Raw genomic sequence first — 25,554 nt, forward strand, 5'->3', positions numbered from 1 at the left:
CGGACGTTTCGCAAACGCATCGGATAAAATCCGAACAATCACTGTATATCCATACAGTATTGGTTTAGCATTCTGAAAGCCGGTGAGGCTGGCGATGGTGGGAAATCCGAGGCTATCCCCGTCGCGTCAGGCGGCCCCGCCGGTTGATGACTGTGTTTGTGGAGACCGGAATAATGAACAGCAACAGTGAGCACAACACCGGCACGATTGGCGCGTCGATGCCGGCTGATCATCACGCGGACAGCCGCGGGTCGTCGATGTTCACCCCGCGAATCCGTACGGACATGACCGACGATGAGCGGGCTGACGCGCACGCGGCGATCGACACCGCGATGCAGTCGGTCGGCCAGGTGCTCGAGGCCGCGCTGCAGGCGATGGCGAACCTGCGCGATGCGCGCGCGACGTTGACGCAATGCGGCGACGGGCGGGACGCGCGCCTGAATCTCGGCGGGCAGCAGACCTCCCGCTGAGCCGCGGTCGTGCCCGGCGCCGCCGCGACCGGTCGCGCGATGGCGCCAGGAATCGCCACGCAGGCCGGCTTTCCGTCCGGCCCCTCTTTCCTTTCCTTCCGCCCGATCCGGGCCGCGCATCCGGCGCCGCGCTAGTGCTTGCCGGACGCCGCGCCACCTTGTTTCTTCTTCGAATCCTTGCGCACCTCGAGCTCGAGCTCCGTCGTGAAGCCTTCGCTGCCGAGCTTGTGCGTCGCCTTCTTCACGAGCCACGGCGTGTCGTCGATTTCCGGCTTGAAGCCCGACACGGTGACGGGCATCTCGGGAAACAGCTCGGGCCGGCCGAGCGCGAGCGTGTAGTTCAGCGTCGCCTGCTGGCGCTGGATGCGCGCGTATTCGGCCTGCGCCGCCGCGCGCGCTTCCGCTTCGGTCGCATAGTCCTGCGGCAGCACCTTCGTGTTCCTGGCCTTCTCGTCGCCGACCACCACCGACTTGCGCTGCGCCTTGCCGTTCGAATGGTAGTGCGCGCGCACGGCCGCGTAGCTGTCGCGCTGCACGATCTGGTAGTGATGCTGGTCGCCGCTCGCGCGCGTGAGCGGCAGCACGTCGAGCGGCTTGCCGCTCGCCGTCTTGCCGCCGCCGATCGGCAGGAACAGCAGATGGCGGGTCTTCACGGTCATCACGGCGTCGTAGCGCTTCGCGAGGCGCGTCAGGAACGACATGTCGGATTCGTGCGTCTGGTCGATGTGGTCGATCAGGATCTGCGCGAGCGTCGCGTCGACCGTCGGCTTCAGCCCGTGGCGCGCGGCGATCGCCTGCACGATCGCGCCGATCGTCTGCCGGTGCCAGCTTTTTTCCCGGCGCTCGTGCATGCGGTTCGTCATCGACGCCGAGCGCGCCTTGATCGTGATGATGTCCGGCGCGCCGCTGTGCTCGACCTGGTCGACGGTGAACGTGCCCTTGTCGACGAGCGGCTCGCCGACCCAGCCGATCGACACCGCGATGTTCGCGCCGCGCAGCGGAATCGCGAACGTGTTCTGCGTGTCGTCGATCACGAGGTCGAGCATGTCGGCCTCGTCCGCGCGCGATTCCACCAGCGACAGGCTGACGAGGTTCGGCGCGATCAGGCGCGACAGGTCGCGGCCGTCGAGCGTGATCCGGTAGTCGGCCTGCGGCTGCGTGCGTCCGGTGCGGGTCGGCCGTTCGCCCGGCTTGCAATCGAAGGTGCTCATCGTTGGGCCGCTCCGCCGTCTTCGTTGGCCGGCGCGCCGTCGTCTTCCGCGGGCGGCGCTTCGGCCAGCACGCCGTCGTCGACGCGCTTGAGCGTCAGCGTGAATTCGATCTTGCGCGGCACGCCTTCCTTCGTGTGATACGTGCCCGTCACGCTCAGGTTGTCGATGATGTACGCGCCATAGACGTAGCCGTTGCCGTCGACGAGCACGTACGCGTCGCCGACGTCGCCCATCCGCGCGAGCGTCTCGATCGACGCGATCTCGCCGATGCCGTTCTCGGGCGCGACCGTGCCGCTGAGGGTGATCGTGTCGTCGCCGGCGCCGGTGTACTGGCTCGCGTCGCGCACGCCGATGCGCGCGGTGGCGCGGTGCTTCCAGTTGCGCTGGCGCTGGAGCTGGTGGTACGGCGCGGTCGCCAGGCTGAAAACGAACTGGTCGAGCGACATCATCATGGCGGGTTTCCTTTCGTTGAAGCGGACAATCAATCGGACAGGCGCGAGCTGGTGCGCGAGGCCTTTTCGCGTTCGGCGCGCTCCCACTGGACGCGCACCAGACGGGCGACCTCCGCCTCGTTGACGCCGGGCGGAGCGGTGAAGTTGATGGTGACCGGGCCGGACGCAGGCGCGGCGCTCGCGGCGGCTGCCGGCGCCATGAGCGGCGAGCGGTAGTCGAGCGACGTGTTATAGCGCGCGAGCGGCGACGCGGCGGCGGCTGACGAGTTCGCGGCGTAGGCGGGCGGGCCGGCCAGGGCCGCCGCGGTCGTGATCGTGGCGGCGGTCAGCGCCACGCGCCCCTGGCCGCCTGCTGCGCCGGGCGCGTCCGACGCTTGCAGGCCGAGCTTTTCCTTGAGCCAGCCGAGCGCCGAGCTGCCTAGGTTGCCGATCGTGTCCTTCAGCGCGCCGAGGCGGTTCGTGATGCCGTCGATCAGCGCGGAAATCAGGTTGCCGCCGATTTCCATGAAGCGTGTGCCGATGTTGCCGAACCAGTCGCCGATGCCGGCCAACGCGGCTTTCACCCACTCGACCGTGGCGTCCCATTTCGCGGCGATCCAGTCGCCAGCCGCGCCGAAGGCGCCCGCGATGGTGTCCCACAGCGCGATGAACTTCGGGCCGAGCGTGTCCCAGTTCTGCCAGACGCCGATCGCGCCCATCGCGATCAGGCTGATCATGGCCAGCAGCGGGTTCGCCAGCGCCAGCCGGCCGAGGCCCAGCAGTGCCTGCCCGATGACATTGAACGCGCTGACCATCGACATCGCGAAGCGGAGCACCGCGATCGATCCGAGCACGGTGCCGAACGCACTCGCGAGCGTGCCGACGACGACGAACAGCCCGGCGAGCACCGTCAGGGTCGTGACGATCACGTTCGCGGCCGTGCGGTGCTCGCGCATGAACGTGACAACTTTTCCGATCGCGGTTGCCGTGAGGTCGAGCGCCTTGTTGTAGATCGGCGTGACCCGCTCGCCGATCTCGAGCTTCAGGTCGCGCAGCTGCGCGAGCGCGGCCAGCTCGCGGCCGTGCGTCGACTCCGCGCCTTTCGCCTTCATCCCGTCGACGCCGTCGGCGGCGGCACTCTGCCGTTCGGTGTCGTGGATCTGCTCGCGCTGCTCGTACATCGTCGTGAGCAGGTTCCCCGCGGCCTTGTCGGGGAAAAGTTTTGCAAGCTCGGCCTTCACCTTGTCGGGGCTGGTGATCCCCTTGGCGGCCAGCTTCGGCAGCAGCACCTTTTCGAGCCACTCGAGCGGCGACGCCTGCAGCGTGTCGCTACCGGTCAGCGCGCCCGGCTTGAGTCCGCTGATCGCGCCGTTCTTCTTGTGCTCGACCAGCTTCGGATCGACCAGGCCGAGCGCCGCCAGCCGTTGCGCAGCGGGCCCGGACGCCTTGCCCTCGAACGCGCTGCCGTACAGCGACGCGAGGCCTGCGCCGGCCGCCTTGCCGCCCAGCTTCTCGATGAGCGGCTGCATCTGGTAGTAGAACGCGTCCGTGCGCAACTTCTTGGCCGCATCGCCGCCCGATTCGGCGAAATTGCTCCACTCGTCGCCGCTGACCTTGCCGCCGGTTGCCGTCATCATCTTCTGCACGATGTTCGCTTCGGCGCCGAACGCCGCTTCGTTCTTGGTGCCGCCGCGCAGGTCGATCACCTTCAGCATGCCCATGAACTGGTCGACGTTCTTCTTCGCGTCTTCCGCGCCGAACAGCGCCTCGTTCGCGAATTTCATGTTCGCGAGCATCGGCATCGCGACCCGTGCGTGTTGCTCGTCGCCGCCCAGTGCCGACAGCGACTCGCGCATCAGGCTCAGGTTGTCGATGGTCGACTGGCCGTAGGCCTGCTGCGCGCGCGCGAACTTCACCGCATCGGCCGACGCACCCTGCGCGCGCATGCGCAGCGTTTCGCTCTCGGCCTGCTTCGCGAGGTCGAGCGGCTCGGACAGCATGCCGAACATGTCCTTGCCGATGCCTTTGATGGCCTGGCCGCGTGTCGAGAATTTCTCCCCGACGCCCCGCAGCGCCTCGATCCTTGCGCGCCTGGCGTCGGCGCGCTGCTGGCGCTGGGCGTCGTACCCGCGCACCCCTGCGTCGATCATCGACGTGCGCGACGCCATGGCCGCGCGCAGGTTGCGCTCGTCCCGCGACAGGTTGCGCGTGTCGATGCCCGCGCCGGCGAGCTGGGCGCGCAACTTGCGCACGCGTCCGGCTTGCTGGTCGTGCGTGGCCGCCAGGCTCGAGGCCGTGCGTTTCGCGTTCTCGAAATCCTTGATCATCTGGCGCGACGGCGGGCCGGACGCGCGCAGCGACTCGCCGAGTGCGTCGACGCGCGCGCGCGCGGCCCTGAGCTCCGACGCAGTATCGGCAAGGCCGCGACGCATCTCGCGAAACGTGCCGATGCGCTTCTGCGTCTTCGCCATGTCATCCAGCTCGCGGCGGGTATCCCTCAGCGAGCCGGCCAGCCCCTTGTTGCCGGTCAGCATCATTTGCAGGGGCTTCGTCATGTTGTCGACCATGTCGAACATGACGCGCAGTTTCAAGGTGTTGTCCATCGTCGATCGTTTCGCTCATTCGGCGCCGGCGCGCACTCGCGCGCGCTCGCGCCAGTCCATCAGCTCGGCCAGGCTGAAGGCGTCCATCACGGGCGGTGTCCAGCCGAACACCGCCGCGATGTCCGCCATCGGGTCTTCTATGCGGTCTGGGAGGCCAGTCGGGATTTCACGGCCTTCGGCATCAAAAAACCCGCGAAGATGCCTCCCAGTTGCACGAGGTCGGCGGGGTCGATGTTGGCGACGTCGGCTTCGGTCAGCATCGGCGAGCTGATGCGCGGCAGCACCTTCGACAGCGCGACGACGTCGAGGCTGACGAGGTCGGACAGCGATACGCCGCGCAGCTCGCCCGAATTCGGCTTGCGCAGCGTGATCGTCGTGATCGTCTGGTTGCCGCGCACGAGCGGCGTGTCGAGCGTGTGCGTGGCCGGATCGTCCTGCGCGGGCGCTGCCTCGGTGATGATTGCAGCGGGCGCGTCGGCCTGCAGGTCGGTCGCGGCTTGTTCGGATTGGGTCGGATACATGGTGGTCCTGGCGGTGATGAAGGAAATACGGCGGGCGGGCCCGGCCGGGGATGCCGGCCGGGCCGCGGCTTACAGGCCGATCGCGTTGCGCAGCGCCGAGAACAGGTCGGTGCCGTTGTACTTTTCGATCATGTTGATGAAGTCGATCTCGATCAGGTCGACGCCGTTGACGGACAGCTTGTAGTAGCTGGCGACGGTCGTGACCTTGAACGTGGTGTCGTCCTTCGGCTTCGCGGTGCCCATGTCGATTTCGCTGTGACGGCCCTTGATGACGATCTCGACCGCGTCGACGCTGGTCGAATCCGCGGCCTGGTAGCCGCCGGCGAAGCGCAGCAGCACGCCGTCGTGCTTCGTGATGCCGTACTGGCCGAGCACGGAGCGCATGAAGCCGCCGCAGGTCCATTCGAGCTGGATCCCTTCCTGCCCGAAGTCGACCTTGATCGGGCCGCTCATGCCGCCGCCCTGGTAGTCCTCCATCTTGCGCGTGAGCTTCGGCAGCGTGACTTCGACAACCTGGCCGACGAAGTTCTCGCCGTTCTGGAACAGGTTGAATCCCTTGAGTTTGCGAGGCATACCCATCGTGTTTGACTCCTGGTGAGGCCGACCGTTACGCGCTCACGCGCGCGGCGAAATCGGCGAGATAGCGGTCGGTGATGCGCTGGCGCAGCATCAGGTTTTCGAGCGGCGGCACCGGCGTGTACTCGTAGTCGAGATACGCCTTGCCGGACTTCAGCACGTCGGTCGTGTTCGGCTCCGGGTCGTACCAGGTCGAGCCGCCGATCAGGTAGCCCTGCGACGTCCATTCGCGGAACTTGCCGTTGATGGTCTCGATGATGTCGCGCGGCAGCGACGGATTGAGCGGGCCGTCGATGATGGCCATCTGCGCTTCGGCGATCGAATCGGCGATGACCTGCGCGGTGCGCGTGTAGTTCTCGAACGCGAACAGCGGATCGTCCGAGCACGTGCGCGAGCCCCAGAAGCGGAAGCCGTTGCGGTTCACGAGCGTCGTCACGTCCTGCTCGTTCAGGAAGCCGGCGTCGGTTGCCGGGTCCTGCAGATCCCACGACACGTCCGCGCTGATGCCCGTGACGCCGTTCACGCCGACGTTCGACAGCGTCTTGTGCCAGCCCGTGTCGTTGTCGATCTTCGCGCGCAGGCCCGCGGCATACGCGGTGGCCGGCACGACGACGGTCGAGTTGGTCGTGTCGTCCCACGCGAGGAAGTCCGGCCAGATCACCATGATTTCGCGCTGGCTGAACTGCTTGCGATACGCAACGGCGTCTTCCTTCGTCTTGGCGCCGTTGGCCGACACGTAGGCGAACGCGCGCAGCGATTGCGCGATCGACGCGAACGCGGCGGCGACCGGCTGCGTGTCGAGGCCCGGCGCCGCGAGGATGCGCGGCTTCACGCCGAAGCGCGACTGCGCGCCGAGCAGCGCCTTCATGCCGGTGTACTTGCCGTCGGCGGTAACGGCGCCGATCACGTTGGTGTTCGTCTCGGCGGCGTCCTTGCCTTCGGCGACGCGCACGACGATCGTGACGGGCTTGGTCTGGCGGCCGATCGCGTCGAGCGTGCGGCGCAGCGTGCCTTTCTTGCCGGCCTTGCCGAGCGCGGCGACGACGTTGGTCAGCAGGACCGGGGTGTTGAGCGGGAAGGCGGTGGCGTCGGCGTCGTCGGCCGTGCAGACGATGCCGAGCACGGCCGTCGAGATCGTGCGGATCGGACGGGTGCCTTCGTTGATTTCGATGACGCGTACGCCGTGGTGGTAATCCTGCGGCATGGTGTGTGGCTCCTGTGTTTGCTTACGGAAGAGAGAAAACGGGATGAATCCCGTGCGGATCAGGTCGCGATTTCCGCGACCGGAGCTGCAGGTGCGCTCGGCTCGGCCGGCGGCTTCGGTACGTAGGGCGCGGGCGTGGCGGGCCACGCCACCGCATCGGGGAACGTGTCTGCCTGGATGGCCGATACGAGCGCCATCTGGTACGCGGACCAGGCCTTGAAGTAGTAGGTGCCTTCGTCGTCGAGCAGGCCCGCGGCGTATGCATCGGCCTTGCCGGCGTTCGCCTTGCGCGCGGTTTCCAGTCGCTGTTCGAACTCGGCCATCGCGGCGTCGCGCTTCTCGCGCTCGAGCAGTTCGGGCGGGATGGTCCATGCGCCGTCGATCCACGCGTGGCGCGATGACGGCCGCGGTTCGGTCGTCAGGCCGAGGTCGTCGGGCGTCTTGCCGGCGAGCGTGATTTCAACCGGCTCGCCGGTCTCGGTGCGATAGCAGGTGCGACCGCGATAGTCCGGCAGGAGAACCCATGCGCCGTTGCGGTAGAACGGCCAGGACGTCGGCGTGCGCGCCGGCGGCGCGTCGAACGTGGCCGACGACGGGACGAGCCAGCGTTCGTGGTTGCGTGGATCGGCGTCGGGCTGGCTGCTGCTCAGGTATTCGCCGGTCGAAGGGCTGTAGTGGTGGATCAGCATGGTTCGGAATCCAGGTTAATAGGCGCGGATCATGGCGAGCAGCGCGATGTTGCGGGGGCGAGATTCGTTTGCACCGTCACCGTTGACGGTAATGACGTGGCTGTGGCGGCCGGCGGCGCCGATACCGACGTTGTGGCCGTGGGCGCCGTCGCCGTTGATGCCGATTCCGGTTCCGGAACCGCTCAGCCAAATTCCGGTTCCAGAACCATATGTGTTGTAGTAGCCGTCAACACCAAAGGGGCCAACTACCGCTCGGAGATTTCCCCCACCACCGCCGTGGGGTACGTCCGTACCGTGTGCGTGCCCTGGGTCGTTAACGCCGTGGCTATGCCCGGGATCGCTGACACCGTGAACATGCCATCCCTGCGCGTCGGTCCATGCCGAGTGCACGTGATCCCCGACTTCGCTCGCGCTCGCACCGTGGCTGTGCCATCGGTTCGCGCTGTCCTGCCATGAGCCGATCATGCGATTGGTGTCGATATTGCGGGCGTCGTCCCAACACCGGATGAACTCGCCGCGCATCTCCGGGAGGCGGAACGTCGTTGTGCCGTCTCCGGACGAGAAGCACGCCCAGCGGCCCTTCTGCCATTCGTCATCCGACACGAGCGCGCCGCTGGCCTGCGCATATGCCCACAGAGCGGGGTAGTCCGCACGCTTGACGAGTACACCATTGGCTTTCAAGAAACCTGCGCGCACTGTAGTGCGAGGCTCGAATACGATTTGACCGATGGCCGTCGTCGACAGGGCGGCCATCACCCATTCGGTCGTTGCAACGCGCTTCGACACGTCGCCCGCCGGAGGCGTTTGAACCGTGGCCGGGCCGGCCACCTGCAGCAGTCCTACACCGTCATCGTTCGTCATGCCGACGAGTACTTTGCCGCCCCACGGCGCAAGTGCGACGGGCTTTTTCACCGTATTGTCGAGATTGCTGGCTTCGATCGTCAGCCCGTCGAAATTGTTGTTGGCCGAGATGACGGCCTGACGGGTGTGACTCAGTACCAGCGAGCCACGGAAGCCCGTGTTGCCCGTGCGCGTATCGAACCAGTGCGAATACTCATTGTTCGGCACGGACGTGCCTTCGTTGTTCGGCCCGAACCCAATGCCGAACCACGAGCGGAACGCGAGGTTCGCCGTGGTCGAATTCGCGCCATCGCCGTTACCAGCCATCATGCCGCTTGGCTTTGCACTGGGCGCATTCGAAACGATGAAGGCGTCCTTCGCCGAGATCCAGCCGGTGAACTCCGCCCCCGACAGGTCAGCCTTGGCGTCGAGTCGAGGCTTCAGCGTCGCCGGCGTGATGACACGCGCGGCGTCCTTGCCCGCGTCGACTTCCGCCTGCGTCGCCAGCTCCACCACGCCCTGCCGCTCGGTCGTCGCCGGCGGATTCAGGAACGACGCATCCCCGAACACGAGCTGCGTCGCGTCGATCGTCGCGAACTGCATGTCAGTCGACAGCAGCAGCAGCGCGGCCGGCGATTTCTCCATGATCGGCGTCGCCTGGCCGTAGGCGGCCAGCAGCACGCCGTTCTCGAGATAGAGGCCGAATCCGTACAGCGAGTACTGGTCCGTCGTGTCGTCCTTCAGCGTCGCGTGAATCGTGTCCGGCGCGATGTTGGCGCCGCCGAAGGTCGTGATGCGCTTCAACTCGTTCGGCAGCTTCGTGAGCCCCTTGTCGGCGACGAAGGGCGCATTCGCGAGACCGATTTCCACGACCTGGTGGGCGCTGGTGCCGCCGTTGCCGGGTGCGACGAGCGCGGCGCGGCCGGCGTCGGTGATGAGGATCTGGGTTGCCATGTGCGATCAGTTGTCCGTGAGGTTCAGGCGGCGATAGACCGCCACGCGAGCGGCGGCGCCGACCCGTTGCCGGCCCCGCATCGCGAAGCCTTGCGTGAACGTGTAGTGCGCGCGTACCGGCTTGGTCCGGTCGATTTCCGCGAGGATGTCGGCGACGTATTCGGCGGTCGGCGGTTCGCCCTCCTGACCGCTGACCGTCATCACGATGTCGAACGTGCCGGGCCGGCCCGGTGGGGCCTGCTCGAACCATTCGCGCAGCACGAGGTTGCCGCCGAAGGTCGCGACGACTTCGCGCACGGCCGCGGCGGTGCCCTTGCGGCGCGCGATCGGAATCGCCTGCCTGACGCGGGCGCGCTTCACGTGCTCGGGCCAGTAGTCCTTCCATGCATCGACGCCGAGATGCCACGCGAGCCACGGCAGCAGGTCGGACCGGATGGCGTCCGGATTCATCAGCGGCGCGAGCGGCGTCGGAATGTCGTCGATGCGCGCATTCACGGCGGTGAGGTTGCGCTCGAGCCGGGTCGCGTTCGGCGGCAGGATGTCATTCATTGCTGTACACCCCGCCGTCGATCAGCTCGATGCCGGTGCAGTACGGCGCCTGCTGCTTCGTCGCCGGAATGCCGGCGAGCGGGCTTTCGAGGATCACCTTCTGCACGCCTGCCGCGCGGGCGGCTGCGTAGATGCCGTCCAGCGTGACTTCCATTCCGAGCCGGTGCATGTCGTCGGCGTATTTCTTCATCGCCTTGTTGGCTTGCGCGAGTGCCACGGCACGATCCGGTCCTGCAAAGAACACCAGCCGCGCGCGAATCGCGTAGCGCAGGATTTCCGCGGCGCGCACCGTCACCTTGTCGGTGAGCGGCCGCACGTCGTCGGCCTGCAGCGCGGCCGTCACGGCGTCGACCAGTTTCTGGTCCGCCGTGCCGTCGCCGTCGCGCGCAAGCACGGTGACGAGCACTTCGCACGGGGCGGGGCTGACTGCCGACGCGTCGAGCACGCGGCCGTCCGCGTTGCGTGCATGCGAGACGTATGCGCCTTCGGGGCCGGCGACGGAGAAGCTTTGCGGCGCGAGCTGCGTGCGGGCGCGCAGGTCGATGTCGCTTTCCATGACCGCCGCAACGTCGTGTTCCGGGTCGGCGGGCGTGATCGTCAGGCGGCGGATGCCGAACAGCGCCGCGAGATGGTCGAGGTCGTCGCCGCGCGCATACGCGAGCATGACCGCGCGCGCGGCGTCGTTCACGCGCTGGCGCAGCACGAGCTCGCGGTACGCGTTTTCCTGCAGCAGCTTCACCATCGGCTCCGATTCGAGCGCGAGCGTGGCGGCGATCTCGGGCTGCTCGGCCGTCGGATACAGCGACACGAGACGCGCCTTGCGCTCGGCCAGCAGCGTTTCGTAGTCGATCGTCTCGACGACGTCGGGCGACGGCAGCTGAGAGAGGTCGATCGGGGTCACGCTCATGCGGGGCTCCCTTGCGCGACCGGCACGCGCGTCGTCACGGTCGTGCCGCTTTCGCTCGTCCAGCCTTCGATGTCGAGATAGATCGCGCCGGCTGCGGCGTTCGAGCCGTCCGCGGCGAGCACGACGCGGGTCAGCGTGAGGCGCGGCTCCCAGCGCATCAGCGCCGTCGCGACGGCCGCATACAGGCGCGTGCGCATCGCGCCGTTGCCGGGCGCGTCGATCAGGTCGGGCAGTTCGGAGCCGAACGTGCGGCGCTTCACGCACGATGCGAGCGGCGTCGTCACGATCTTGCCGATCGACTGGTAGAAGTGGCCGAGGCCCGAAATCGAGCGGCCGGTGTTCGCGTTCATGCCCTTCATTGCGGTTGGCTCACCAGTTGTCCATCGCCTTGTTCGCGATGCGTGTGATGCGGGAGGCTGATGCCTTGCGAAGTCACTTCCCGGGTGAAGCTGGCCGCGCCGTCGATCTGCATCGTGGCGCCGCCTGCGCCGCCCTTGCCGGTCATGCCGGACTCGAACGCGAGCGGCCCCTTGACCGTCATCGCGCCGGTGCAGGTGGTCTGCTGCGCGTCGAGCGTGATGGTCTCGGCCTGCACGGTCGCGGCTTTCGTCTGCACGGTGACCGAGCCTGGTGCTACGACGAGCACCGTCGCGCCGGCGGGCAGTTCGGCCTTGAGCGCATGCGCGGCGTGGTCGTATGCGACGCTCGCGCCATCTGGGTAGACGCGCGTGTGGGTGTCGGGGCTCGACGCCGGGGCCGGGGCGGCGTCGGAATAGAGGCCGCGCAGCGCGACGCCCTGGGCCGGGTCGCCCATCGGGCAGAGCAGCACGACCTGCTCGCCCGGGGTCGGCGGCAGCCATTCGCGCGTGGTGCCCGCAGTGCAGGCGATCCATGGAATCCAGTTGGTCTGCAGCCCGCCGCCGTCTTCGTCGGGAGTACCGACCGAGACGCGGCACAACGCGGCCGCATGGTCGACCGCGAGGATCGTGCCCTTGCGCACCGCGTTGCGTGCCTGCCGTTGAATTTCGTTAGCGTCCATGTGGTTATGGTGCCGGGCGGGGGCGTGTGGAGCGAGCGATCGCGTGTGTCGTGGCGGTGAGGACGGAAGGGGCGTTAGGCGGGTGGGGTGAGATATGCACATCGATCGGTGTGGTGGCACGTGTGGCGTGCGCAACGCACCATTTTTTTCCATCTTCACGAAGATGAAATGGGGATGCTGGCCGACGCCATGATCGCGGCCGATTGAGCTTCTTGTTCGAGGGAGGACGCAGCGTCGAGGCGCTGATGGACATCGCGCGAAACGTCAGGCTGACGTTTCGTGGAATCGTAGTGCCGGATGACACGTCGGAGCGTGCCGGACGCGGTGTTGTGCGCGACCGACTACGGCGGGTCCGGGCAATCGGGAGGGGGGCGATTCGTCGGCCGATCTCATCGAGCGTGCGGCGCAGGTCACCTGTCATGCGGGACGGGCCGAGCGTGGCGACGACGTTGGTCAGATGGACTGGCGTGTCGGGCGTGATTGCGGCGTCGTCATCATCGGTCGTTCAGGCGATGACAACGACGGTCATTCAGCGGTTGCGAATCAGGAGGCCTTCACTGGTCCGCATGACGTGCAGGTCGTCGTGGCGATTCCGCGGAGCGGAGTCGTCCCGGGATTGATGGACAGGGGAAAGATACGGTCAGGCTGTTGCCGCGATGGCCCGCACTGCGTCGATCGTCGTTGCCTCATGCACCTGGGCAATAGCATCAGCATACTTCTGCTGCGAAGCCGTGCGGAAAGTCACCCAATCTGCATTCACTTGCTGCACCTGTTGCGCCGTGTGGTCGACATACGCCCATGCGTCACCCTGCCGGCACCACAGGGAGGTGTGCCAGTCTGCTGCCCCAGCATTCCACGCGGCAGCCAGAGCGGAACTCTGGAGGTTGCGCTGGTCGGTGTCTGTCGTCGGGTAGAACGTTGCCATGCCGATGCCCGGCGACGTAAAGCCCGCCAGGATTGCGGCCTGGCATGCCGCGTTCAGCGACGCGATTGTCGATGCCTTGACGGATGCGAGCTGCTCGGCGGCGGACGGTGGCGGAACCTGCGCGAGCGCACCGCTCACTACATGCCACTGCCCCGGCTGGCTGATACACGTCATCCACTGAACGTCAGTGATTTCGATCGTGTTCGTGATGCCGGATGGGATCGGGCTGTCGACGCTGTCGTAGAACGCGGTAATGTTGCCTTGCGCGTCGAAGGCTGCGAATTTTTGGTTCATGAATTCCCTTTAGCGACCAATAGCGGTGTAGTAATAGCTTTGCCCCACGTTGTTTACGGCTCCGTACGCATACGCGGTGAACTGAGATGCGCTGGTAAGCACGACGGACGGAGCAGGGTACGCTGAAGGGGTGGACGACAAGGAGGTCGCAGTCACCGAAAGTGCGCCGTTCGGGAAGGCAAGCGGGTACGTAACCACTCCAGATGCAGTCTGAGGGGTGGACGAGAAATTTATCTGGAACAACCCCCACTGGATAATCAGCCCGCTCGGCAGCTTCTGATAGCCATTTGAATTGAGCGACGCCGCGAATTTGCTCGACTGCCCCACGACGGCGGATCCCGACGCAAACCAAAACCCCCTTTGCGGGCAGACGAGCATCACGTCATCGCCGGTACCAAGCGTGAGGCTCGACAAGGTCTGACCGTTCGCGCTAATCACGTCACCGCCGTTGCACTGAATCGTCAACGGAAAATTGGAGGTGACCTTGAAGCCGATTGCCGCGCCGGAAGGCAATTCCGTAGTCGACGGCAGCGCATACGTTGCGGCGGCGGCCCCTTGTTGCGTGAAATACTTGCCGATATCGGCGACCGATCCGTTCGTGGTGCCGACCGGGAGGCTGGCTGACATCTGGAAGCTGCCGAGCGCGCGCTGCACAAACGCCGTCGTCGCCAACCTCGTGCTGCTGTCAAACTGCCCTGGCGTCGTCCCCTTCGGCGCCCCCGTAAAAGCCGGCGATTCGATCGGCGCCTTCTGCGCGAGATCCGCCTTCGTCGCATATTGCGGATACGGATCGACAGCCCCCTCGTGCGCTTCCTGCCTGTCCTTCAAAAACCGCGTCCGATTCGCCAACTGCCGCAACGGCACGTTATCGATCCCATCCGGCCCGCCTTCAACCGGATCGGACGTTTCGAACTGGCGGATGCCGGGTGTCCAGGTCGAGCTTTCAACCAGGTCAGTCATGACTTGATACTCCCTCTGTTGTACTGGCCGTCGCGATGCGCGAAGCCGTTGTAGCGAATCGGTGCCTCGCGGTAGTCGAGCGACGCGAGCATCGAGCGTCGCGGCGCATAGCGCTCCAGCACCGCCTTCAGGTTGTCCGCCTGGTCGCGCGTGATCGGCCGCGACAGCTTGACGATGTATTCCGCCCACGCCGTCTCCCGGCCGTGCACGTAGTCGCCGTTGTAGATGGCCGACCCGTCGCGCCGGCGCACGCGCCGGCCCTCGACGATCGTCACCTCGCCGAAGCCGAGCCGGCGGATCACTTCGCGCACCGCCCACGGCGTGCCGCGCCTCTGATGCAGCTGGATCGCGCCGCGGACGAGCGCGCGGCGCGCATCGTCGGACTCGGCGAGCTCCCACCCGTCGACCGACACTTCGGCGGCGAGATACGGCAACAGGGCCGCGTCGCAGCGATCCGGGTCCCAGTAAGCGCGGATCGGGATCGGCAGGCCCTCGGCGGCGGCCAGCGCGCGCGCGGCGCGCCGCTCGAGCGGCGTCGCGTTCGGCGGCAGCAGCTCACTCATAGATGCCGCCGTATTCGATGACGACGTCGACGCAGCAGGACGCCTGCGTCGGGCCGATCGCGAGGTCGCCGGCCGGCTCGATCAGCTCGGTCTTCGACAGGCCGGCGGCCTGGCAGACGCCCTTGATCGCCGATTCCGCGACGCCGACGCCGAGGCGGCGCACCTTGTCCGCATACGCGCGGGCGTTCTTCGTCGCCTGCGCGATCAGCACGTCGGCGCCGACCGGCGAGCGCGTATAGCCCTTCGCGCGGATCCGGTAGCGGACGATCTCGGCCGGGCGCGCGAGCACGGTGTCGTTCAGCGGCCGTTGATCCTCGGCCGACAGCGCGGACTCGACCGCGCGACAGAGCGCATCGTCCACCGTGCCGTCGCCGTCGCGCGACAGCAGCGTGACGAGCACGTCGCCCGGCCGCGGGCGCGTGGCCTTCGCATCGAGCAGGCGGCCGTCGACGGCAAGCGCCTTCGATTCGTACGCGGCAGCCGGGCCGGCCACGCTGAAGCCCTGCGGCGCAAGCTGGATGCGACGGCGCAGCGACTCGTCGTCCTCGTAGACGGCCGGGACGTCGTTGGGAAGGTCGGCCGGCGTGACGACGAGCCGCTCGATCCCGAACAGCGCGGCGCGCTGGTCGAGGTCGCTGCCCTTTGCGAACGCGAGCATCACGGCCCGCACGGTGTCGTTGATGCGCTGGCGCAGCACGAGCTCGCGATAGCAGTTTTCCTGCAGCAGGCGCGCGAGCGGCTCGGATTCGAGCGCGACCGTCGCCGCGATTTCGGCCTGCTCGTCGGCGGGCCAGAGCGCGATCAGCGCGGCCTTCCGGCGTGCATACAGCGTTTCGAAATCGAGCGCCTCGAGCGCGTCGGGGGCGGGCAGGCTCGACAGATCGATGAGCGCGGCGGCCGTCATGCGGCACCTCGCTGCGGCAGCGCGACCCACGTCAGCGTATTCGCCGGGTCGACCTGCGTGTCGTCGACGTGCGTGACGATCTGCTTGCCGTCCGGCCCGGTCGTCACGACGACGCTTTCCGTCAGCGCGAGCTTGATCGACAGGTCGACCGAGGCCGGATCGCGCACGCTCATCTCGAAGGTGATGCCGTCGGCGCGCGCGGCGGGGTTCGTCACGAGGTCCGGCTGGTTCGCGCGCACCCATTCGACCAGCGCGACGAACACGGGGTCCGCGTCGCCGGTGAAATTCGGCGCGAGCACGCGGGCCACGTACCGGTATTCGAACGACGGCGTCAGCGTGCCGGTCGCCGCGAGCGACCCTTGCTCGACGAGCACGGTCAGCTTGCCCGGGTCGGTCCCGAGCGCGGGAACCGCGGCGACGAGCGCGCGCCGCAGGCTGTCTGGCTTATTCATGCGGATGCTCCCCGTTATCGGCCGGCTGCGATTCGGCCTGGCACGTCGCGATCATGTCGACCTTGGCCGCGCACGTCGCCCATGCCGCCTTGACGGTCGTGAGCGCCGCGTCGAGCTCACCGTTGGTGCGCGGCGCGAGCGCCGGCAGCGTGCACGGGCTCACCGTCTGGCAGGGGGCCGACGTAATCGTCGGCGCCGGTGAGAGCGGGAGTGGCTTGCAGGCGGACAACGTCGTCAGGCAAACGAGTGTCAGCCCAGGCGCGAAGCGCGGCGTTTTCATCGATCAATCTCCGGTTTTCAAGTCGAACGGCGTCGAGCTTCGACGCAATCGCGTTCTGCGTGCGGTCGAGCCGCGCCTGCTGTCTGGCGCGATCGGCGGCGTCCTGCTGCAGGCGCCGGATCGCGCCGTCGCGGTCGGCGAGGCCCTGCCGCGCGTCGGCGAGTTGCAGCCGGGCAGTCGCCAGATCCGCATGCAGCTCGCGCACGTACAGCGCGGCGGCCACGCAGGCGGCAAGCACGAGCAGCCCCGCGGCGAATTTCGCGGCGAGCTCGCTCATGCCGCCGCCGCGGCGTCGTCGTCGGCATCCGCCGCAACGGGCGGCGACGCATACCGGTCGTAGGCGCGCGCGAGCTTGACGTCGTAGAGGTTCGCCGCGTAATCGGGCCCGTTGTAGCCGCGCGCGAACGCGGCCCAGTTGCGGGCGCGCAGCGCGGCGAGCAGCCCGGCGTCCGCGGCGACGAACCGCACGAACGCGTCGAGGTGTTCCGCCTCGCCGCTTTCCATGCGCGCGACGAAGTCGTCGATGCCCGCATAGCCGAGGCGTTGCCAGTGATAGCCCATCACCTGGAACGCGCCCCAGCTCGCGGATTCCCACGCGGCGCGGGCGTCGATCACTTCGGCCGCGGCGAGGCGCGTGTATTCGGCGGCGCCGCCGCGATAGCCGCCGCGCGTTTGCGACACGATGTCCGGCTGCTTCGCCGCGAACGGCGCCGGATCGATGCCGCGCGCCTGCAGCCGCTTCCAGAAAATGTGCCGCTCGAACAGGATGACCGGCCGGCCGTCGGGCAGGAAGCCGGCGCCGCGCGATTCGACTTCGTTGACCGCGCGCACGCAGGCAAGCGGCACGCCGAGCGTGCGCGCGGCGCGTTCGAGATCGGCCAGCGCCAGGTGCTGCGGATCGCGCTGGCCGGTGGCGAGCGCGGCGTACGTCTTGGGGCCGGCGATTCCGTCGTCGACGAGGCCGGTTTTCCGTTGCAGCGCGATGACGGCGGCTTCGGTGGCCGCGTCGTAGATATGCGTGACCTGCACCGCATAACCTGCGCGGATCAGGCGGCGTTGCAGCAGGCCCACGTCGTCGCCGTGGTCGCCGAGGCGGCGGGTTTTCATGATTCAGTCTCTCCGCAGAAGGCGCGCGACGTTGCCGCGCGCGCCGTACACGAACATCGCCAGCAGGACCGCCGTGGCCGCTTCGAAGAAGCCGACGGAGGCGGCATGCAGCAGCAGCTCGATCGATGCGCCGCCCGTCACCACGACGAGGGCCCACGCGACCCACGACACATGGCGCCGGTGCCGCGCGCCGTTGCGCCGGTAGGCGAGCACGCGCACGAGCGCGGCGAGGTGCGCGGCGAGGGCGATCAGCGCGAGCGGGACGTGCATGTCATCCCCCTTTGCGGAACAGCGAGAGCAGGTCGAGGGTCTTGACCCGCTCGATGAGCTGCAGCGTGACGGCGATCACGAGCGCGGCCGCGAAGAACGCGGCGACGCCCGTCGAATGGATCGGCGTGGCGCTGACGATTTCCGGCGCGGCGAGATAGCCCATCACGAGCGAGATCAGCAGGTAGGCCGCGCGCCGCGCGACGCCGATCTCCTTCGACGTGACGACGACGAGCGCCGCGCCCGTGAACGCGCCGATCAGCGCGTTGCCGTCGATGCCGGGCGCGAGGCCGGCGAGCCCGATCGCGGTCGACAGCCCCGCGGCGGTGGTGGTATTTGGTTCGGCCATGGCGGCGTTCCAGGGTCAGTCAAACAGTTGCAGCAGCGGCTTCGTGCTCGACACGGTGTCGAGCGGCGGCAGGTAGACGGGCGTGCCGGCCGGCAGCACGACGCCGAGATCGGCGAGGCCGGTGTTGGCCTCGAGCACGGTTTCGACGGTGCCGTCGGTGCGGCCGTAGTGCCGCCAGCACAGCGCGTCGACCGTGTCGCCTTGCAGCGTGCGCACGATCATGGCCGGCCTCCTCGACGACGGACGGCGCGAGCGTCGCGGGCCGCGGGTGCCGACGCGACGCGGAAGAATGTCGATGTCGAGTTGCTTGGCATGGCGAGGTGTCGAACCGTGAGTCAGTGAAGAGGGTTCTCATGTTCGAACTTCGCGCGGCGGGGCTCAACGAGCGGCGTGCGTCGTCCGCCCTGGCACGCAGCGCGGCGCGTGCCAGGGCGGGCGGGGCGTCTTACGCTTCAGGAACGGGCGCTGCAGGGCAGTGCAGCCGGATTGCAGCTTGGATGAACTGGCGAGGCCTTGATTGACCTTGTGCAGCCTTGGTTTTGCGGTGGGCGAGGGGCGCAGGGCCTTGATGGGCAAGGCAGGGCGATGCGTAGGTAAAACTCCGAAGGCAGGGGTTGGCGCGCGGCTTACTCCTGCTGCGCCAGCCGCTCGAGGAGCGCATCGATCTCCGTATCCGCGAACACCTCGATGCCGTGCTGCCGCAGCAGCGCGCGCCGCGCCGTCATGCGAGAATCCCCCGCAACGACAACAGCAAGCGTCGATCGCGGCGGCCGTCCGCGCATCGCGCCGACCTCCGATGGCTCCATTCCCGACTCCCGTCGCCGCCGCCGCAACCGATGCGGATGCGCTGACCGATCCGCAACGCGCGCTGCTCGCGCGCCTGCAGGCCTATACGCCCGACGCGCCCGATGCACCGCTGCCGTACAGCCGCCGCCTCGCCGAAGCGGAGCACTGGCCATACGCGCATGCGCTGGCCGTGATCGACGAATACAAGCGCTTCGCGTTCCTCGCGCAGGCGGCCGGCCATCCGGTCACGCCGTCGCACGCGGTCGACGCCGCATGGCACCTGCACCTGCAATACACGCGCGAATACTGGAGCGTGTTCTGCGCCGACGTGCTGCGCGCGCCGCTGCATCACGTGCCGGGCGCGGGCGCGCCCGACGAGGCCGCGAAGTACGAACGGCAATACCGGCGGACGCTCGACAGCTACCGGCGGCTGTTCGGCTGCGAGCCGCCCGCGGCGATCTGGCCGCGCCCCCTGGACGAGCCCGCCGACGCCCCGGCGCAGCGCGCCGAACCGCGCGTCGGCCCGTCGGGCGAGCGCGCCGCGCCATCGCGTGCCGCGCGCGCCCGAGGCTGGCTGCGCGTCGCGAAGTTCGCATGGCCGGCGGCGGCGATCAGCGTCGCGGCGACCTGCGCGTCCGCGAGCGACTTCAACGTGCTGGACCTCCCGGGACCGGAGTTTCTCGCGTTCTACGTGCCGCTCTGCATCGCCGCGCTGCTGCTGATCGCCGGGCTGCAGTGGATCGAGTACCGATACCGCGCGTGGGGAACGCGCGCCCGCGAATCGTCGCCCGACCTGAGCGCGGAGGAGGCGGCCTATCTCGCGGGCGGCGGCTCGCGGATGGCGCAGGTCGCGACGCTGTCGCTCGTGCATGGCGGCGCGATCGAACTGGTGCACCAGGCCAACGGCTGGCGGGTGCGGATCGGCGATCCGCAGCACGCGGGCGCCTATGGCGCCGACTGGGAATGGCTGAGGAAGCAGCTCGGCGGCGAGACGAGCTACCACGCGTTTCGTCAGCATCTCGCATGGCGCGAAGGCCACTGTGAGGTTGCATTGCGCCGGAAAGGCTGGCTCTGGGCGCCGGGCGAGATGCGCGCGGCGTGGATGGCAGCGCGCGCGATCCTGCTGCTCGTGCTCGGCGTAGGGGCGGTGAAACTCGCGATCGGCCTGAGCCGCGGCCGGCCGGTGCTGCTGCTGATGATCTTCATGGCGGCGTTCATGGCGGCGTACCACTTCGTGGTCGGACGCCTGCCCGGCATCGGGCGCGGCGGCGTGACGCACGGCGGCCAGGCGGCGCTCGACGCGCACCGGAACGAACGCCACGGCGACCGCGCGACCCCGGACGGGCTGCTGTGGACGGCCGCCTTGTTCGGCGCCGGTGCGCTCGCCGGCACAGTGTGGGCCGAGCATATGGGCGCGCTGATGGCGCCGCCGCCCGTCGTCGCCGCGAAAACCGGCGGGTCGAGCGGTTCGTCCGACTCGGATGCCGGGGACAGCAGCAGTTCGAGTTCCTGCGGAGCGTCGAGCGCGTGCAGTTCGTCGAGCTCATGCAGCTCGAGCAGTTGCGGCGGCTGTTCGAGCAGCTGAACGCGTTGCGAGCGCGGCCGGATGCGGCCGCGCGAAGCCGGCCGGCGCGCAGGGCGCGGGTTCCGTGCCGCCGCGCGCGCAAGTCGCCCGAAGCCGCGCGCGATCCGGCGCGCCTCTTTCGAACGCCGTTCGCCGTGACGGGGACGGCTGCCTGCCCGATGAACCTCTTCTCGTGCCCGACCAATGCCGATCTCACCGTGGAGACCCTCGCCGACGCGTGCCTGCGCTTCGACGCGGCCGACCGGGATCAGCGACTGGTCGTGCAAGCGCTGGCAATGCCGATGCTTGCGCGACGCCTGACGTGGCTGCGGCTCGTGCTGCGGGCGAGCCCGGACAGCGCGGCGACACGCTCGACGATCGGGCGGATCGAGCGCGCGCTCGCGAGCGCGCGTGCGCGGCTCGGCCTCGACGGCGAATGCGGGACCGCCGCCACGGCGTAGCGCCGTGAGCCGGGTACGCTAGGCCGTCACCGCATCCGCCGGCGCGTGCGCCGCCTCCCCGCCACCCGCCTCGACGATCAGCGTCCAGTCGAACGCCGGCAGCGCGCAGAGCTGCTCGACGGTGGCCGTGTAATCGTGCGCGGCCGCGTGCAGGTAGCGCACCTTGTCGGTCCACTCGGGCAGCGGCGCCTGCGACGTGGTCAGCACGACCGCCAGCAGGTCCTGTTCCGGCCGCGCCGCGACGGCCTGCAGGCTCCGCCGGACCTTGTCGAGGTCGCCTTCGGCGTCGAGGATCAGCGCGCCCGGAATCGGCGCGTCCTGCCGGGCGGGCGGGCTGCCGACGGCGCCCTTGTCGACGCATTGCCGATACACCTGCCCATGGCGCGGCAGCGCCTGCTGCAGCGCGTGATGCTTGCGGACCTTCGCCTGCGCGGTGCGCGCGAGCCCGCGGCGCAGCGCCGGGTTCGCGATCAGCCGGTCGAGCGCGTCGATCCAGGCCTCGCGCGCATCGGCGACCAGCAGGCCGTCGCAGCCGTCGTTCAGCGCGAAGCGATAGGCGGGCCGGTCGCTGACGATCGTGGCGATGCCCGCCGCCGCGTATTCCTGCCAGCGGATCGTGCTCTTGCCGGCGTGGTAGTCATCGTCGGCGAGCGGCAGCAGCGCGATGTCCCAGCGCTGTTCCTTCAGGCGTTGCGCGTACGCGTCGTAGTCGTTGAGCGCGGGCTCGAACGTGGCCGCCGGGTGCGCGGCCCAGCCGGCGGGCGCGCCGGGGCCGGCGAAGCACACCTTGACCTTGCCGGGATGGCGCGCGCAGATCGCCTGCAGCGCCGCGTCGACGAGCGCGAAGTTGTCGGCGCGCAGCGCCGCGCCGGCGATGCCGATCGTCACGCAGTCGTCGCTGCGCGTCGCCACGGGGCGGTAGAAGCGGACGAAGTCCACGCTGTCGGGCAACACGTGGACGCGCGGGTTCTCCATCCGGTAGCGGCTCGCGGCGAACGGCGTCGACACGATCACGGCAGCCGCGTTGCGCAGCGTGAACTCGATCCCCGCGCGGGCCATCGCGCCTTGCGCGGCGAGCGGATGCGGGGCCGGCAGGTCGGTCAGCAGGTCGTCGGTGTCGTAGATCACCGGCTTCTTGAGACTGAAGATGGCCCGCAGGCCTTCGTCCGTCAGCACGCCGGGCGTCATCCGCTGCAGCAGGATGGCGTCGGCGTCAGCCAGCACGCTGCTGTCGATCCGGCCGTCGCGAATGCCCCAGACGAGCTCCCACTCGTCGCGCAGCCGGTCGAACGGCTGCACGAGGCGAATCCGCGCCGACGCGCTTTCGGGCGGCTCGACCGAGTACACGACGAGCCGCTTGCGGCGCGGCGCGGCGTCCGCGCTCGCGGCGACGGGCGCCGGCGTCCGGTTCTGCTCCAGCAGCCGCGCATACAGCGCGCCGTGGCGCGCGGCGTTGCGGCCGACGTCGTGCCGCGCGCGGATCGCATCCTGCGCGGCTGCGGCGAGTTGCGCGCGCGCCTGCGGATGCTCGATCAGGTGCGCGATCGCGTCGACCCACGCATCGGCGGTGTCGGCGACGAGCCAGCCGGTGCGGCCGTGGACGATCGCGCTGCCTTCAGCGGGCGCGGCGATGAGCGCCGCGGCGGGCGCGGCGACGAGCACCGTGGCCGCGCCGGCCGCCGAGTATTCGAGCCATTCGCGCGGCGGATCGTCGTCGCGCAGCGCGAGCGGCGCGGCGACCAGCGCGAGGTCGAGCCCGGCGCGCTTCAACTGGTCCGCATACGCGTCATAGGGCGCGGGCGACGCGATCAGCGTGACGTCCGGATCGCCGTCCCAGCCGGCCGGCAGCGCCGGCCCGACGAACGACACGCGGAGCTTGCCCGGATACCGTCGGCGCAGCTCGGCCAGCGCCAGCCGCGCCTGTTCGAGACGAGGGCCGTCGAGCCCGGCGCCGGACACCGCGAGGCTCACGTGGTCGCGAACGCCGGGCGCCGCGCGGTACAGCCGCTCGACGTCGATGTCGGTCGGCAGCACATGGACCGACGCGTTGACCTGACGGTACTGCCGGGCCAGATCCGCCGACGGCACGACGAGCGCATGCGCGCGCTGTGCGGCGTAGCGGATGTTCGTGTTGCGGCGCGCGTTGTCGGCGGCCCCGGGCGCGCCGGCGAGCAGCGCGTCGAGCGGTGCGTCGATCTCGTGGACGACCGGCTTGCCGAGCGCGAACAGCTGTTCCAGCGCAGCCGGAGACAGCAGGCCCGGCGTGTCGCCCTGCAGCACGATCAGGTCGGCGCGTTGCAGCGCGTGCGCATCGAGGCCGGCTTGCGTGACGGGAAAGCTCAGCTCCCATTCGCGCTCCAACCTCGCGAACGGCTGCGCGAAGCGCACGCTGGCGCGCGCGTGCGCGGCCGGCTCGGCGGTCACGACCGCGATGCGCTTGCGCGGCGCGGCCGCCTCGCGGCCGGCAGCGCCGGCAGCGCCGGCCGCGACGGCCTGCGCGTCCAGTTCGTCCGCGCGGGCCTGGGTCTTGTCGATGAACGTCTGCAACTGCCGCCAGAACGTTTCCTCTTCCTGCAGGTACGCGTCGCGCGCTTCGTGAACGGTGGCTTTCGCGTGGGCGATCTCCTCTTCGTCGAGCGCCCACGCGATGCCCTTGCCGTCCATCACCCAGCGGTACGGCTCGGGCAGCGATGCGTCGTTCGGAATGCACACCACCGGGCAGCCGCACAGCAGCGCCTCGAACGCGGCGGTCGACCACTCGTACATGTACACGCACTCGACCTGCCGAAACAGCGCCGCGAGCTCGTGCGCCGAGCGTTCCGGCACGCGGTTCGAGATCTCGATCGAATCGGCGGTGACCGGGTGCAGGCTGCCGCCGCGCACCAGGTGCCGGTTGATGAAGACGGCCGTGCCGCTGCGGCGCGCGTCGTCGACGCCGTCGCTGTTGAAGATGCGCGTGTCGACCAGCGGCATGCGCAGTTCGTCCGCCTGCCATCCCGCGGGCACCAGCGTCGGCCCGAACGTGAATACGAGGTCGCTCGGCTGCAGGTCGATCGTGTTGCCCTCGATGCGGCCGGGTTCGGCAAGCAGATAGCGCGCGACGCAGCGCGTGCCGAACGGATTGCCGGAGACGATTTCCGGATAGACGGCGATCGGGCTGCGATGCGCGTCGGCGTGCGCCTGCGCGACGTCGTTGGTCAGATGCGGCGTGCGCAGGTCCGGATGCACGCCATCCGTGTTGACGTACGCTTCGTGGCCGAGCAGGTTCAGCACGTGGCACAGGTAGTGCATCGCGCGGACGCCGCCGGACGTCTGCCGGAATTTCGGCGCACAGACGTAGTACGGGTGGTCGAGCCGCGCGAAGATGCGCGACCCGCGGTGCGTCGGGCCGGAAGTCGGGATCGTCATCGTCATCGGGTGCGGTAGAAATCGAAGACCACGTCGAGGATGCGGTCCTGTTCGGCTTCGGTCATGTCGTGGTACAGCGGCAGCCGCACGAGCCGGTCGGCGACGAGGTCCGTCACCGGCAGCTCGGACCCGCGGCGCCCGTAGCGCTGGCCGGCCGGCGAGCTGTGCAGCGGCACGTAATGGAACACGGCGTTCACGCCCAGCGCGCGAATCTGCTGCAGCAGCTCGGTGCGCTCGGCGAGGTTGCGCGCGAGGAAATAGAACATGTGGCCATTGCCGCGCTCGGCGAGCGAAATCGCGGGCAGCTCGATCAGCCCGTCCGCGTGCAGCGGCTGCAGCGCGTCCTGGTAGCGCTGCACGGTCGCGCGCCGCTGCGCGGTGATCACGTCCGCGTGCTCGAACTGCGCGTACAGGAACGCCGCGATCAGCTCGCCCGGCAGGAACGACGAGCCGACGTCGACCCACGTGTACTTGTCGACCTGCCCGCGGAAGTACTGGCTGCGGTTAGTGCCTTTCTCGCGAATGATCTCCGCGCGCTCGACGAGGCGCGGGTCGTTGACCAGCAGCGCGCCGCCTTCGCCGGAAATCACGTTCTTGGTCTCGTGGAAGCTGAGGCACGCGAGGTGGCCGAGGCTGCCGAGCGGCTTGCCGTTCCACGTCGACTGGAGCGCCTGCGCGGCGTCCTCGATCACCCACAGCCCGTGGTCCGCCGCGAGCTGCCCGATCACGTCCATGTCGCACGCGACGCCCGCATAGTGCACCGGCACGATCGCGCGGGTGCGCTCGGTGATCGCGGCGGCAATCAGCGTTTCGTCGAGGTTCAGCGTGTCGCGGCGGATGTCGACGAACACCGGCGTCGCGCCGCGCAGCACGAACGCGTTGGCGGTCGACACGAACGTGTAGGACGGCATGATCACTTCGTCGCCGGGCTGCACGTCGGCGAGGATCGCGGCCATTTCCAGCGCGGCCGTGCACGAGTGCGTGAGCAGCGCGCGTCGGCAGCCGATGCGCGCTTCCAGCCAGCGGTGGCAGAGCTTCGTGAACGCCTGGTCGCCGGCGAGGCCGCCCTGCTCGACCGCTTTCGCGATGTAGTAGAGCTCCTTGCCGACCACGAACGGGCGGCCGAACGGAATGCTGTCGAGATTGGGTGGGCCGAACATGGTCAGGCTCCTCGGAAAGTGACGGGCGATCGGCGGCGCGGCGCGGGACGTGTGCCGCTCAGGCGTCCCGGCGGGCCGCG

At 68.8% G+C, this 25,554-nt stretch carries 29 protein-coding genes and 1 pseudogene; 3 read left to right on the plus strand and 27 right to left on the minus strand.

Annotated elements, in window-relative coordinates:
* Positions 1-173 precede the first annotated feature (173 nt).
* Positions 174-470 (plus strand): hypothetical protein, encoded by a 297-nt coding sequence (locus KY49_RS22980; protein WP_042586742.1) that lies wholly within the window; start codon positions 174-176, stop codon positions 468-470.
* A gap of 131 nt (positions 471-601) precedes the next feature.
* Here the strand turns inward: KY49_RS22980 and KY49_RS22985 are convergent, their stop codons facing one another.
* The 25 genes and pseudogenes from KY49_RS22985 to KY49_RS37560 form a co-directional block, all read right to left on the minus strand.
* Entirely contained in the window at positions 602-1,681 is a 1,080-nt protein-coding gene (locus KY49_RS22985; protein WP_042586743.1) for a phage late control D family protein, read from the minus strand.
* Positions 1,678-2,133, minus strand: coding sequence for a phage tail protein (locus tag KY49_RS22990; protein ID WP_010095902.1), 456 nt, complete (start codon positions 2,131-2,133; stop codon positions 1,678-1,680). The genes KY49_RS22985 and KY49_RS22990 overlap by 4 nt, the downstream gene beginning before the upstream one ends.
* Before the next feature lie 29 nt (positions 2,134-2,162).
* Positions 2,163-4,715, minus strand: a complete 2,553-nt coding sequence (locus KY49_RS22995; protein WP_042586744.1) for a hypothetical protein — start codon at positions 4,713-4,715, stop codon at positions 2,163-2,165.
* Between the two features lie 15 nt (positions 4,716-4,730).
* Complete coding sequence (locus tag KY49_RS36070; RefSeq protein WP_010095898.1) at positions 4,731-4,844, minus strand: GpE family phage tail protein; 114 nt, start codon at positions 4,842-4,844, stop codon at positions 4,731-4,733.
* 8 nt (positions 4,845-4,852) lie between these two features.
* Entirely contained in the window at positions 4,853-5,236 is a 384-nt protein-coding gene (locus tag KY49_RS23005; RefSeq protein WP_042586745.1) for a phage tail assembly protein, read from the minus strand.
* A gap of 69 nt (positions 5,237-5,305) precedes the next feature.
* Positions 5,306-5,815, minus strand: a complete 510-nt coding sequence (locus KY49_RS23010; protein WP_029226832.1) for a phage major tail tube protein — start codon at positions 5,813-5,815, stop codon at positions 5,306-5,308.
* Between the two features lie 28 nt (positions 5,816-5,843).
* Positions 5,844-7,016, minus strand: a complete 1,173-nt coding sequence (locus KY49_RS23015) for a phage tail sheath protein (protein WP_042586746.1) — start codon at positions 7,014-7,016, stop codon at positions 5,844-5,846.
* A gap of 59 nt (positions 7,017-7,075) precedes the next feature.
* A complete protein-coding gene (locus KY49_RS23020; protein WP_042586747.1) occupies positions 7,076-7,705 on the minus strand; it encodes a tail fiber assembly protein in 630 nt (209 codons plus the stop codon).
* A 15-nt stretch (positions 7,706-7,720) separates the two neighbouring features.
* Positions 7,721-9,499, minus strand: a complete 1,779-nt coding sequence (locus KY49_RS23025) for a tail fiber protein (protein ID WP_042586748.1) — start codon at positions 9,497-9,499, stop codon at positions 7,721-7,723.
* Positions 9,500-9,505: 6 nt separating this feature from the next.
* On the minus strand, positions 9,506-10,048 hold the full coding sequence (locus KY49_RS23030; protein ID WP_042586749.1) for a phage tail protein I: 543 nt from the start codon (positions 10,046-10,048) through the stop codon (positions 9,506-9,508).
* A complete protein-coding gene (locus KY49_RS23035; RefSeq protein WP_042586750.1) occupies positions 10,041-10,955 on the minus strand; it encodes a baseplate J/gp47 family protein in 915 nt (304 codons plus the stop codon). The genes KY49_RS23030 and KY49_RS23035 overlap by 8 nt, the downstream gene beginning before the upstream one ends.
* Entirely contained in the window at positions 10,952-11,314 is a 363-nt protein-coding gene (locus tag KY49_RS23040; RefSeq protein WP_042586751.1) for a GPW/gp25 family protein, read from the minus strand. Before KY49_RS23040 ends, KY49_RS23035 begins: the two co-directional genes overlap by 4 nt.
* Entirely contained in the window at positions 11,311-11,994 is a 684-nt protein-coding gene (locus KY49_RS23045; RefSeq protein ID WP_042586752.1) for a phage baseplate assembly protein V, read from the minus strand. Before KY49_RS23045 ends, KY49_RS23040 begins: the two co-directional genes overlap by 4 nt.
* Before the next feature lie 640 nt (positions 11,995-12,634).
* Positions 12,635-13,213 carry a DUF4376 domain-containing protein gene (locus KY49_RS38695; RefSeq protein ID WP_052495764.1) on the minus strand — a complete coding sequence of 193 codons (579 nt, stop codon included), beginning with the start codon at positions 13,211-13,213 and terminating at the stop codon, positions 12,635-12,637.
* A 9-nt stretch (positions 13,214-13,222) separates the two neighbouring features.
* The gene (locus KY49_RS23055; RefSeq protein ID WP_052495765.1) at positions 13,223-14,173 is read right to left on the minus strand and encodes a gp53-like domain-containing protein; all 951 of its coding nucleotides are present in this window, start codon (positions 14,171-14,173) and stop codon (positions 13,223-13,225) included.
* Positions 14,170-14,736, minus strand: a complete 567-nt coding sequence (locus KY49_RS23060) for a phage tail protein I (protein WP_042586753.1) — start codon at positions 14,734-14,736, stop codon at positions 14,170-14,172. The genes KY49_RS23055 and KY49_RS23060 overlap by 4 nt, the downstream gene beginning before the upstream one ends.
* Positions 14,729-15,640, minus strand: coding sequence for a baseplate J/gp47 family protein (locus KY49_RS23065; RefSeq protein ID WP_042586754.1), 912 nt, complete (start codon positions 15,638-15,640; stop codon positions 14,729-14,731). The genes KY49_RS23060 and KY49_RS23065 overlap by 8 nt, the downstream gene beginning before the upstream one ends.
* On the minus strand, positions 15,637-16,092 hold the full coding sequence (locus KY49_RS23070; RefSeq protein WP_042586755.1) for a phage tail protein: 456 nt from the start codon (positions 16,090-16,092) through the stop codon (positions 15,637-15,639). The genes KY49_RS23065 and KY49_RS23070 overlap by 4 nt, the downstream gene beginning before the upstream one ends.
* Positions 16,085-16,321 (minus strand): Rz1-like lysis system protein LysC, encoded by a 237-nt coding sequence (lysC, locus tag KY49_RS38700; protein WP_231636464.1) that lies wholly within the window; start codon positions 16,319-16,321, stop codon positions 16,085-16,087. The genes KY49_RS23070 and lysC overlap by 8 nt, the downstream gene beginning before the upstream one ends.
* The gene (lysB, locus tag KY49_RS36080; protein WP_082062424.1) at positions 16,209-16,649 is read right to left on the minus strand and encodes an Rz-like lysis system protein LysB; all 441 of its coding nucleotides are present in this window, start codon (positions 16,647-16,649) and stop codon (positions 16,209-16,211) included. The genes lysC and lysB overlap by 113 nt, the downstream gene beginning before the upstream one ends.
* A complete protein-coding gene (locus tag KY49_RS23085) occupies positions 16,646-17,479 on the minus strand; it encodes an N-acetylmuramidase domain-containing protein (protein WP_042586758.1) in 834 nt (277 codons plus the stop codon). Before KY49_RS23085 ends, lysB begins: the two co-directional genes overlap by 4 nt.
* A 3-nt stretch (positions 17,480-17,482) precedes the next feature.
* Positions 17,483-17,749, minus strand: a complete 267-nt coding sequence (locus KY49_RS23090) for a phage holin family protein (protein WP_010095863.1) — start codon at positions 17,747-17,749, stop codon at positions 17,483-17,485.
* 1 nt (position 17,750) lies between these two features.
* Complete coding sequence (locus tag KY49_RS23095) at positions 17,751-18,095, minus strand: putative holin (RefSeq protein WP_010095861.1); 345 nt, start codon at positions 18,093-18,095, stop codon at positions 17,751-17,753.
* Between the two features lie 15 nt (positions 18,096-18,110).
* Complete coding sequence (locus KY49_RS23100) at positions 18,111-18,317, minus strand: tail protein X (protein WP_042586759.1); 207 nt, start codon at positions 18,315-18,317, stop codon at positions 18,111-18,113.
* Between the two features lie 404 nt (positions 18,318-18,721).
* Positions 18,722-18,805 (minus strand): annotated as a pseudogene (locus KY49_RS37560) (DUF523 domain-containing protein); the annotation flags it as partial.
* A gap of 86 nt (positions 18,806-18,891) precedes the next feature.
* Here KY49_RS37560 and KY49_RS23105 point away from each other — a divergent pair.
* On the plus strand, positions 18,892-20,466 hold the full coding sequence (locus tag KY49_RS23105; RefSeq protein WP_042586760.1) for a TIGR04222 domain-containing membrane protein: 1,575 nt from the start codon (positions 18,892-18,894) through the stop codon (positions 20,464-20,466).
* Positions 20,409-20,906 (plus strand): hypothetical protein, encoded by a 498-nt coding sequence (locus tag KY49_RS38705; protein ID WP_231636465.1) that lies wholly within the window; start codon positions 20,409-20,411, stop codon positions 20,904-20,906. Before KY49_RS23105 ends, KY49_RS38705 begins: the two co-directional genes overlap by 58 nt.
* Positions 20,907-20,924: 18 nt before the next feature.
* On the opposite strand, the gene KY49_RS23115 is transcribed toward KY49_RS38705, so the two are convergent.
* Together KY49_RS23115 and rffA are read right to left on the minus strand one after the other, a co-directional pair.
* Positions 20,925-24,314: a glycosyltransferase family protein gene (locus KY49_RS23115; protein ID WP_042586936.1), complete on the minus strand. Its 3,390-nt coding sequence runs from the start codon at positions 24,312-24,314 to the stop codon at positions 20,925-20,927.
* A gap of 2 nt (positions 24,315-24,316) precedes the next feature.
* Positions 24,317-25,474 carry a dTDP-4-amino-4,6-dideoxygalactose transaminase gene (rffA, locus tag KY49_RS23120; RefSeq protein WP_042586761.1) on the minus strand — a complete coding sequence of 386 codons (1,158 nt, stop codon included), beginning with the start codon at positions 25,472-25,474 and terminating at the stop codon, positions 24,317-24,319.
* Positions 25,475-25,554 lie beyond the last annotated feature (80 nt).

The sequence above is a fragment of the Burkholderia sp. MSHR3999 genome, assembly GCF_000833595.1.
Taxonomy (GTDB): Bacteria; Pseudomonadota; Gammaproteobacteria; order Burkholderiales; family Burkholderiaceae; genus Burkholderia; species Burkholderia ubonensis.